The sequence below is a fragment of the Nostoc sp. NMS7 genome (genome assembly GCF_017115085.1).
Classification (GTDB): Bacteria; Cyanobacteriota; Cyanobacteriia; order Cyanobacteriales; family Nostocaceae; genus Nostoc.
On the sequence record NZ_JABXKJ010000052.1, the window covers coordinates 1 to 9,574 of the forward strand.

Genomic DNA, 9,574 nt, shown 5'->3' on the forward strand with positions numbered 1-9,574 from the left:
CGAAAAATAAAAAACAAGGGTAATAGTGACTATGTTGCAATTTAAATGCCGATTAGCTTATATTAATAATTGTCGTAATCAGTCGGGCTAAATAGGGTTGAGGATTACGTCATTGCACGGTTTGAACCACTTAGAGCCGCCAAAACCTCCAGTAACGTAGTTTCTGCTAAATTCTGGGACACTTCCGTTCCAGCCTGGTGGAACACTCAAATTAAGAATCCCTCCAGAGAGGATTCCACCTCTAGGAACATCAGCCCATTGCCCGATGACCGTATCGCCAATTCTTACTCCCTTGAATACATTAGTCCAGGTTCTTCCGTCATCAGCGCTCATTCCAACCCACCAAATGTCATTGCCAATTTGCCTAACGTAATAGGTGCCTCCATCATCCGAACGCCAAATTCCATTGAAGTCTCTAGACGCAACACATTGAGCATATACCGGCTGGTTCAGCACTAACGGCATGGTTACAGCTGAAATCGGAATCACTGATAGGGCTACAAGTGTTGATAATCTAAAACCGAGTTTTTTAACTTTCTCTTTTTTTGGCGAAGGTATTGTTGTCGCATCACTGTTGGGATCTATATTCTCAGATATTACATCGCCATTGTAAGTATAAGTTGTAGTTGAGGTCATAAATTTGTGTTCCTTGATAAATAGCTATATGACTCCAGAAGATATGCTCTTGTGTATATCTGCACACAAGCTTTGAAAAATGAAAAACGCTCACGAGAAAAGCAAAAAAGCACCAAAGCCTTGCACAGATATAAGATTGCATACTCCTACGTCCAGGCAAGCTACGCGCAGCATCTCGCAGAGAAGTTAAGAGGTAAAGAAGATAACTTTAAAACTGATTCACCTATATAGCAATCCTATCTGATTTGTGAAAATTATCGCTGTCCAGATCCCCGACTTCGTAAAAGTTGTCGGGGATCTAACTTTTCAGGAATGATTTAGGATTGCTATATCAAAACTTTTGCGACAGACCACTAGGACAATCTGGTATTTCATTTTTAGGCGCAATTATTAGTGAGAAAATACAGTCGGGTCAACTGACCCGACTAGATTGAGGGTTTAGCTTGTTAGCTCAGATTTGTAATTGCAGCCACACCCGATTAGGTGATGTCAAAGAGTTCGATATCTTGGCCATAAGAAGTCCTGGTGTCGTATCTAAATGCATACTTACGTCCATCGGCCAAATTGTATTTGCGTAATTGGACTCCTGAGAGACCAAAATCATAGTCAAAAGCAATTATTCCTCCTCTTCCAGTAGTCCATACCGAATCACCGTATGGGCGGGTTGTTTGTGTTCCATCAATCGTGTAAGGTATCCGAACATTCGTCTGGTTATAAATGGTAAATTGCTCTCCACCACTAACTGTTTCAGCATCATTTTCGTTTAAATCAACAAATAGGTCTTGATTAGCAGAAGTCCTTTCGAGCATTGTGTCAATATTCAACATGGTTTTTCTCCTTTTTTAGTTGATTGATATTCTCTTTAAGCTCCATGCAGAACTGATTAAGTCAGTTTTGATTCACCTTGCTTGCATCTTTTTTGTGATACTTACTAAATGAATCTCTTTGCATATCACTCTTTACGATGACTTTTAGTTTTTATGCACCGAGAATAGAAAATTTGGGAAAAATCTCTAAAATCGTTATGCAGCAAGGAACTAGCTTTTGGCTGTATCACTGTATAATTGAAATCAGCTATGGTTCAAACAACGGCAAGTATTCCATGCAAGCCCGACATGGCATTGTTGAAATCTTTTCTACGTTTGTGCAATTTGAGGCAGACCAATTTAGTGGTTGGGCAACAGATGCCAAACTGCGACGCAGCATGAAAGTTTGTCTGGAGGGGTCGTCAACTGAGAAATCAGATACCTTTTGGGCAGTTTACTGGTATAAAGTCTGGCAGAATGAATCCAGTGCTGTGACACTGGGACATATTTCTGCTTATTTACAAGAGGTGTGCTACTGGACTGCAAGAAAATTTGCCCGAAACTTTTCTACTCAGTCCTCTGTAGGAGACTGTTTTCAGATGGCGATCGCTCGTGTCGATAAAATATTAAAAAGATTCAATCCTGAATACAGCTCGAATTTGAAGGGCTACGCTGAACTTGCCTTTGAAAGTATCATCAAGGACGTGCTGCGCGAACGCAGAGAAGCAGACATTTGCTCAGACTGGGCATTATTACACAAACTCAGCCGTAAACGACTAGTGCAGTCATTACAAAATGCCGGATTTAATGCTCAAAGTATCGATAGTTATGTTTTAGCCTGGGAATGTTTTAAGGAACTCTACACAGGTGAGAACACAAAAATTCGCCAGCTTACCAAACCAGATGCTGTGATTTGGGAGGCTATTACTAATCTTTATAATGCAGAACGTTTAAGCCGATTGAGTTCACCCACTACCGCAGTCAACCAGCAAACCATAGAAAGCTGGCTATTATCTTCTGCGAAAGCTGCTCGTACCTTCCTCTATCCTAAGGTTGTTTCCGCAGACGCTCCCCTCAAAGAAGAAGATGGTAATTTATTAGAGATATTGCCTGCAAATTTGCCAACATCTTTACTAACGGAAATTATTGAGCAGGAAGAAGCGGCGAATACACAAAATCAGCAAGCTCAGTTAAACCAAGTTTTGCACCAAGCGATCGCGGCAATGGATGCAAAGTCACAACAACTACTACAAGTTTACTACGGTCAGAAGCTCACTCAAACAGAAATTGCTGCACAGTTAGAAATTAAGCAATATACTGTTTCTCGTCGCCTTAGCAGCATTAAAAAGTCATTGCTGCTGACTTTAACGCAGTGGAGTCAAAACACCTTGCATATTTTCCCTAAATCCGACGTAATAGATGCTATAAACACAAGCTTAGAGGAATGGCTGAAAATCCAATATAGCCATACCCAGATGAGAGCATCTCAGTGAAAGCAAATATACCAGATGAGAAACAAGATTCTTGCTCCCTCTCTGAACTCACGGAGAGGGTTGGGGTGAGGTTTTACAAGGTTTTTTACACTCATTGAGATGCTCCCTACCCAGATCCAATGAGTAGACAAGAGAGAATTTTCTCTCCCCTGTTTCCCTTAACTTTTTAATATGGTCTTTATATGGAGCCATTCTAAAATTATTTATGTTCAATGCACCTCCCCCATTCACTATTGACTCACAGCAGTTATATTTAGAAATTCCCCAATCTCCAGAAAAGCAAGAACAACCATACTCAACAGCTGGTGCTTGTCAACGTGGGTGGATAAATCAAAAATGCTTGCAAGCATTTTTGCCTTGGTTCAAAGAAGAAATTGCTCCCACCGCCAGGGTTTATCCCAACAGTGCGGCATTGCCGAGTTTTTGGGAAGTAGTCAATGGCACAGCTATTACTTTTGATCGCGATCGCCTTGTATTAATTCCTACCCTCGCTATAGATGGGGATGAGTTGCGCGTACCGCAGGAATGGGTAGATATTCCAGAGTGGGTTGCTGACTACTACATAGCAGTACAGGTCAATCCCGATGAGGGCTGGATGAAGATTTTTGGCTACACAACCCATCAAATTCTGAAAACAAAAGGAGTTTATGATCCTGGAGATCGGACTTACAGTTTGGAAAGTGAAGATTTAATTCCAGATATCAATGTGCTGTGGGTTACACGCCAACTTAATCATTCAGAAGCCTTACGCGCCGAAATTGCACCTTTAGCTCCTATTGCCAAAACCCAGGCAGAAAACCTCTTAGAAAGGTTGGGTGATCCCGATGTGAAATTCCCGCGTTTGGCAGTTCCATTTTCACTGTGGGGCGCACTCGTGGCACATGGCGGTTGGCGAAAAAAATTGTCTGAACTGCGTCAGGGTTTACTTATCCAGTGGTCAATTCCGCAATGGTTGCAGACAGGAGTAGCAAATTTAGCTCAACAGTGGGGATGGGAAAAAAGAGAATTCGTCGTGTCTACGGGAATGCGTAGTGCAGAACCATTTTTAGGTTTATCTCGGCAAATAATAGTTGCACAGAATACATACGAGTTACGTATTTTCCCTAAAAGCGCTTCTGAGGATCATGTTTGGCGCTTTGAATTCCAAAGTACAACTCCTGATGGTCAAATTCCTGCTGGGTTTAAGCTCCGACTACTAACGGAAGACTTACAAGCTTTTGAGAATAATCAAGATACGGCAACAACTCCTGTAAATATGTTGTATTTGGAAGTAATTTTGGAACTAGGAGAAGGATTGGTTTGGGAAATAGAACCCGCACCTGAAGACTATGACCGAGAGATTTTGCGGTTTTAATGTAATATAAAAAAATACTCAACAATTTCTTGTGGGGTGGGCGTCTCGCCCGCCCGTGGGTCAAGGCAGGCAAGACTTCGGCGTGAGCGCTCAGTCGAACGCTGCCCACCCCACAAGATTGGATAATTTATTAGTTGGAAGTCTCTAACAAAAGTATTCAAGACTACTGCACCAAACAGCAGTAGTCATAAGATGCACTAATGATTTTCTATCAAGTCGGGACTAATTCACCAGGACGCAACTTCGACCACTTACCCGTTTCCCGCTTAAAGCTCAGACAACCAACAACATCCCATTCCATTTCAATTACATCCTCTTTAGTCCGAATGTTGACATTGATAGAAGGTTCGTTCGGATCAAAATTTGGTGTTTCGGTCAAGTGAGGCTGTTGGTGCTGCCCCTCTACGGCATGATAGGTAAAACAGCTGTCTACATAGTGGCAGTTCACGCAAATACACATAATAGAACCAACTCCAGGCGCCTTTATTGTTAATCTAACTTAAGCCCAACTGTTATTGATGAGTTGCTGGGTTGATTTTTATTACAATGGATAAATCAGTTCCTTCTACCCTAACTCCCGAAAATTGGCCTTTTAGCTTAGAATTGCTGCCACAACCCGCTTACATGGTAGGTGGTGCTGTACGAGATGCCATCCTTGGCAGAACTCGTGAATATCTGGATCTAGATTTTGTTATCCCATTTAAGGCGGTAAAGGTAGCGAGAGTGATCGCACATCATTACAAAGCTGGTTTTGTGTTACTCGATGCCGAACGGCAGATTGCGCGTGTGGTTTTTCCCCACGCCACAGCAGATTTTGCCCAACAGTCAGGAAATAGTTTAGAAGTTGACTTGCACAGACGAGATTTTACAATAAATGCGATCGCCTATAATCCCCATACACAAGAAATTATCGATCCTCTGCAAGGTTGTGTAGACTTACAACAGGGCATTTTGCGAATGGTATCACCCGCCAACCTCAAAGATGACCCTTTGCGGTTAATGCGAGGTTATCGCCAAGCCGCTCAACTAGGTTTTACTATTGAGCCAGCTACCCAAGCCGCAATTCGTTCTTTGGCATCACATATCAGCAAAGTTGCAGCCGAACGAGTTAGGGTAGAAATTGGCTATCTACTGGCAAATTATCAAGGTACTTCTTGGATTACAAGTGCTTGGGAAGATGGTTTACTTGCCCCTTTTTTCAAAAACGCCACCCGTGAAAGCTTGATCAAACTAGCAGCAGTTGACAATGCAGCCGCCTTACTGACCCAAAATTGGCCACAATTAGGGGCACGACTGCAAGAGGATGTCCGCGATACTATCAAAACCACTTGGTTAAGTATTGCCAAACTTGCTTGTCTTGTCAACCCAGATCCAGAATTAGCAGAAATAGAGCTACAGGAACTAACTTATAGTCGTGCGGAAATCCGGGGTGTAACCACTGCTTTAAAAGTGTTACCGCAGTTTCAACTAGTTGATATGTCGTCGTTGCGAGAACAATACTTTTTGTTCCATGACGCAGATATGGTGTTTCCTGCTACGGCAGTGCTAGCTGTCGCACTTGATAGTTTAGTCGAGGCGATGTCTAATGACAAGCCACTACATACAGCAGGCGCGACAACAGAGGAAACCAAAGCAAGGGGTTGCCAAGTCTTGGCACCTTTGATTAACCGCTACCTGAACCCTGATGATCTGGTTGCTCATCCCACTGCATTAGTGAGCGGGAAGGAGTTGATTATAGCATTAGATATCCCAGCTTCGCCAATCATCGGCCAACTGTTGACAGAAATTGCCGTAGCACAAGCTGAGGGGAAAGTCTCAACACCAACAGAGGCGATCGCTTATGCACGTAATATCATGTCCGGGTAATTAGTTATAATTCCATAGTCATTGCACCCCACACGCCAGATACTCCACCTTTAAATCCTCTAAGCAAGAACATATTTGTCATTGTGTTGGCGTAAGCCTTCCCGTTGGGTACGAAGTGACAGCGTAGCGATCGCAATCACAATTCTATAACCGGGGTTTGATATAACTTACACATTTGGGATGCTCCCGATGTCGAGTATGGTATTAGCCGTATTACTAAATACAAGAAATCACACAGGAAATTCATAATTAGCAATTAATAATCACTGCAAATTTAAAGATGACTTTAAAAATGATTTAATGGATATATTTTGTGAGAAAGTTAATACAAAGGTATATTCACTGATTTCAAATTCATGGATTCTTTATCTATCAATTCCTTACTTGAAGAGTTGAAAAACCCGGATGCCACAGTCCGTGAAAAGGCAACTAGAAAAATCTGGCGGATCTGGTTTCAGCAAAAGGGAATCTATGGGCTGGAAATAATTGATCGCAGTCAAAAGTTACTCGATGCAGGTGAAATTATTCAAGCCGAAACAGCGCTGACGGCACTAATCAATGACCAGCCAGATTTTGCCGAAGCCTGGAATCGCCGTGCTTTCCTCTATTACAGTATTGGTGATTATCAAAAATCTTTGGCCGATTGTCAGATGGTTGTGCAGATAAATCCAATACATTTTGGAGCGCTTCACGGGATGGGTTTGTGTTATGCAGCACTAGGAGAGTATGGTGAAGGTATCCGAGCTTTTAAAGCTGCTCTAGAAATTCAACCCTATTCGCTAGTGAATCAAAAGTTGATTCTAGAATGTACATTTAGATTCAGCTATAACAACAGATAAGCAATTCAAAATGTTTAGGTAGCATTTCGTAGAGAATAAATGCTATCAGTAAGCATTTTGGCAGTCGGCTAGATGGGAATTCAAGCAAAGACAGTTAGGAGCAGGAGAGAGGATTATAGTTGTAAAAAATGTAGACAAATATTTCTTGGTAGTACTTATGATATCTCTTGATTACGTGCTTTTCAACTAACTGCATTCCTCTTCCTGACAAAGATTTACTCATAGGTTATGGCATGGATGCCGTGAACGCGATAGCACAAGTTATTCCCAAATAACTTTATCAAAAAAGTCATCTAAATCAAACATCGTTTAAATAACTTTATCAAAATTTAACAATCAAAAGCACCCCTCCCCGCTTGCTCTTAGGGGAGACAAAGCCAAAGCTGTGCTTTTGCTCTTTGGGGTTCTTCGGGTTTAATAAGTAATCAAGCGGACATGATATAAAATGATTTCGTGAGCAGGATTTCAAAGACTCAAATTGAGCCAAAAAAGTTTTTCACCCTGTGATCAGCTAATTTCAAAGTTTAGGTTAGTAAAGACATCGTTGCTTCTTCCTGTTAAAGCATTATCTAAGCGCCTGGATGATTTAACAGACGTGGAGGCGCTTGTTCACTCAATGTCAAAGAAGGTTAGGATCTGCTAGAGTTGCGATCGCAATGATTTCAGTGACTTTAAACTCTTGGTCTTTTTATCAGTTACGTTCTTTTTTGGAATACAAAGGCATTCAGTTTGGAGTAGAAGTAATTGCTGTTCCTCCAGCATGGACAAGCCAAACTTGCCACAAATGCCTACATATTGGGATGCGTTCTGATAAACGTTTCAAATGCACGGCAAAGACTTGTTCTTGGAGTGGTGATGCCGACTAATAACGGCAGCAAAAATATTGCAGCTATCGGGGTGACTATTGTAAACTCGCCCAAAGGCTCGAACTATTTGTGTTGTAATCTCAGCACAGATAGTTCAGGGCTGCTAAAAGCCCACACTGTACCGTCAGTGTGGGTAGTTTACTTCTAATGTTTTCTTATATGTATTGAATGAAGCAGGAGCCATTGACAAAACCCTCTCTGGAAAAATTTACAGACTTACTTGAGAGTTGAGCCATCTGCCCATAGTTTTGGATTTCCAGACAAGTAGCTAAAAAATAATTCTAAAGATAGATTGACATTATATTTGTTCGCTGAAGGTATCCTGCGATCGCAGCAAACTGGTTATAATTATCTTCCATCTCTCTGAGAAATTAATTCTCATCTACAGAGTATTTATATGGGACGTATTCGTTCTAAATCTGACCTACCGACAAAAATCTGTCCGGTATGTCAACGTCCTTTCACATGGCGTAAAAAGTGGCAAGATTGCTGGGAGGATGTGAAATACTGCTCAGAACGTTGTCGTCGTCGCCGTTCGGAAGCTAAAAATGAAACTAACCGCAACACAGACGCAAATAGCGCAAGGGATTAATGGAGTCACAGGTGCAACCTAAATTAATTATTCATGGGGGAGCTGGTAGTTCTCTCCACGGTAAAGGAGGATTGGAGGCGGTGCGCCGATCGCTCCATGAAGTAATAGAATTCGTCTATTCTCTGCTATTGTCAGGAGCAACTGCTTCTGAGGCGGTGGTACAGGGTTGCCAAATGCTCGAAGATAACCCCCGCTTTAATGCTGGTACTGGTTCAGTATTGCAATCTGATGGGCAAATCCGCATGAGTGCTTCCCTGATGGATGGCGCATCAGGGCGATTTAGTGGTGTGATTAATATCTCGCGCGTGAAAAATCCAATTAATTTAGCGCAATTTTTACAAAGTTCGCCAGACCGAGTGCTATCGGATTTAGGCTCGGCTGAGTTAGCGCGGGAAATGCAAATTCCCAGCTATAACGCTTTAACTGATTTGCGGTTACAAGAGTGGATACAAGAGCGCCAAGATAATTTTAAAAGCACAATGGCTGGCGTGGTTGCAGAACCTGAACTCATAGAAACCAGCAATGCTGGACGCGGTACCATCGGTGTGGTAGCTTTAGATGCCTACGGGAGCCTAGCTGCTGGCACTTCTACTGGTGGGAAGGGATTTGAGCGGATTGGAAGGGTAAGTGATTCGGCGATGCCAGCAGGTAATTATGCTACTAGTAATGCTGGTGTTAGCTGTACTGGGATTGGGGAAGATATCATTGATGAGTGTTTAGCGCCACGGATTGTAGTGCGTGTTACTGATGGGATGTCGCTGAAAGATGCCATGCAGCGATCGCTTGGGGAAGCGCACCAGAACAAACGGGATTTGGGAGCGATCGCCTTAGATGTTAGTGGAGCGATCGCTTGGGGGAAAACCAGCGAAATCTTACTCGCGGCCTACCACGACGGCGAAAAAATTGGCGACACCTTGGAATGGAATGATAGTGAATTGATTGGTTATTGTTGATAGGACTTACGCATCAAGTACGAAATGTAGGGGCAATTCATGTAGCTTTAGCTTCCCGCAGGGTATTGCCCCTACGGTAAATCAAGGCTTTCACTAACTTTTTGCGTAAGTCCCGTTAATCCTAAAAATCTCAATTTCTGGGTAATAGATTATCGTATTTTCAATCCAG

10 protein-coding genes are annotated in these 9,574 nt (G+C 42.4%); 7 read left to right on the top strand and 3 right to left on the bottom strand.

The window, feature by feature from the left end:
* Window positions 1-87 precede the first annotated feature (87 nt).
* Entirely contained in the window at window positions 88-636 is a 549-nt protein-coding gene (locus tag HWQ38_RS04075; RefSeq protein ID WP_292790216.1) for a hypothetical protein, read from the bottom strand.
* A 479-nt stretch (window positions 637-1,115) separates the two neighbouring features.
* Window positions 1,116-1,463: a hypothetical protein gene (locus HWQ38_RS04080; protein ID WP_292790217.1), complete on the bottom strand. Its 348-nt coding sequence runs from the start codon at window positions 1,461-1,463 to the stop codon at window positions 1,116-1,118.
* Window positions 1,464-1,738: 275 nt separating this feature from the next.
* On the opposite strand from HWQ38_RS04080, the gene HWQ38_RS04085 reads away from it, so the two are divergent.
* Both HWQ38_RS04085 and HWQ38_RS04090 read left to right on the top strand, forming a co-directional pair.
* Window positions 1,739-2,935 (top strand): sigma-70 family RNA polymerase sigma factor, encoded by a 1,197-nt coding sequence (locus tag HWQ38_RS04085; protein ID WP_292790246.1) that lies wholly within the window; start codon window positions 1,739-1,741, stop codon window positions 2,933-2,935.
* Window positions 2,936-3,140: 205 nt separating this feature from the next.
* Window positions 3,141-4,289 (top strand): DUF1822 family protein, encoded by a 1,149-nt coding sequence (locus tag HWQ38_RS04090; protein ID WP_292790235.1) that lies wholly within the window; start codon window positions 3,141-3,143, stop codon window positions 4,287-4,289.
* 211 nt (window positions 4,290-4,500) lie between these two features.
* On the opposite strand, the gene HWQ38_RS04095 is transcribed toward HWQ38_RS04090, so the two are convergent.
* Window positions 4,501-4,749, bottom strand: coding sequence for a Ycf34 family protein (locus HWQ38_RS04095; RefSeq protein WP_292790237.1), 249 nt, complete (start codon window positions 4,747-4,749; stop codon window positions 4,501-4,503).
* 86 nt (window positions 4,750-4,835) lie between these two features.
* On the opposite strand from HWQ38_RS04095, the gene HWQ38_RS04100 reads away from it, so the two are divergent.
* The 5 genes from HWQ38_RS04100 (at window position 4,836) to HWQ38_RS04120 (ending at window position 9,405) form a co-directional block, all read left to right on the top strand.
* Entirely contained in the window at window positions 4,836-6,155 is a 1,320-nt protein-coding gene (locus HWQ38_RS04100; RefSeq protein ID WP_292790238.1) for a CCA tRNA nucleotidyltransferase, read from the top strand.
* 356 nt (window positions 6,156-6,511) lie between these two features.
* Window positions 6,512-6,994, top strand: a complete 483-nt coding sequence (locus HWQ38_RS04105) for a tetratricopeptide repeat protein (protein WP_292790239.1) — start codon at window positions 6,512-6,514, stop codon at window positions 6,992-6,994.
* 605 nt (window positions 6,995-7,599) lie between these two features.
* On the top strand, window positions 7,600-7,860 hold the full coding sequence (locus HWQ38_RS04110; protein ID WP_292790241.1) for a transposase: 261 nt from the start codon (window positions 7,600-7,602) through the stop codon (window positions 7,858-7,860).
* A gap of 397 nt (window positions 7,861-8,257) precedes the next feature.
* Window positions 8,258-8,452, top strand: coding sequence for a DUF2256 domain-containing protein (locus HWQ38_RS04115; protein ID WP_292790243.1), 195 nt, complete (start codon window positions 8,258-8,260; stop codon window positions 8,450-8,452).
* Window positions 8,452-9,405, top strand: coding sequence for an isoaspartyl peptidase/L-asparaginase (locus tag HWQ38_RS04120; RefSeq protein ID WP_292790245.1), 954 nt, complete (start codon window positions 8,452-8,454; stop codon window positions 9,403-9,405). Before HWQ38_RS04115 ends, HWQ38_RS04120 begins: the two co-directional genes overlap by 1 nt.
* Window positions 9,406-9,574 lie beyond the last annotated feature (169 nt).

Bases quoted from the DNA above. Each gene is read 5' to 3' on its own strand.
- HWQ38_RS04075 (WP_292790216.1), bottom strand. From the start codon at position 636: ATGACCTCAACTACAACTTATACTTACAATGGCGATGTAATATCTGAG.
- HWQ38_RS04080 (WP_292790217.1), bottom strand. From the start codon at position 1,463: ATGTTGAATATTGACACAATGCTCGAAAGGACTTCTGCTAATCAAGAC.
- HWQ38_RS04085 (WP_292790246.1), top strand. From the start codon at position 1,739: ATGCAAGCCCGACATGGCATTGTTGAAATCTTTTCTACGTTTGTGCAA.
- HWQ38_RS04090 (WP_292790235.1), top strand. From the start codon at position 3,141: ATGTTCAATGCACCTCCCCCATTCACTATTGACTCACAGCAGTTATAT.
- HWQ38_RS04095 (WP_292790237.1), bottom strand. From the start codon at position 4,749: ATGTGTATTTGCGTGAACTGCCACTATGTAGACAGCTGTTTTACCTAT.
- HWQ38_RS04100 (WP_292790238.1), top strand. From the start codon at position 4,836: ATGGATAAATCAGTTCCTTCTACCCTAACTCCCGAAAATTGGCCTTTT.
- HWQ38_RS04105 (WP_292790239.1), top strand. From the start codon at position 6,512: ATGGATTCTTTATCTATCAATTCCTTACTTGAAGAGTTGAAAAACCCG.
- HWQ38_RS04115 (WP_292790243.1), top strand. From the start codon at position 8,258: ATGGGACGTATTCGTTCTAAATCTGACCTACCGACAAAAATCTGTCCG.
- HWQ38_RS04120 (WP_292790245.1), top strand. From the start codon at position 8,452: ATGGAGTCACAGGTGCAACCTAAATTAATTATTCATGGGGGAGCTGGT.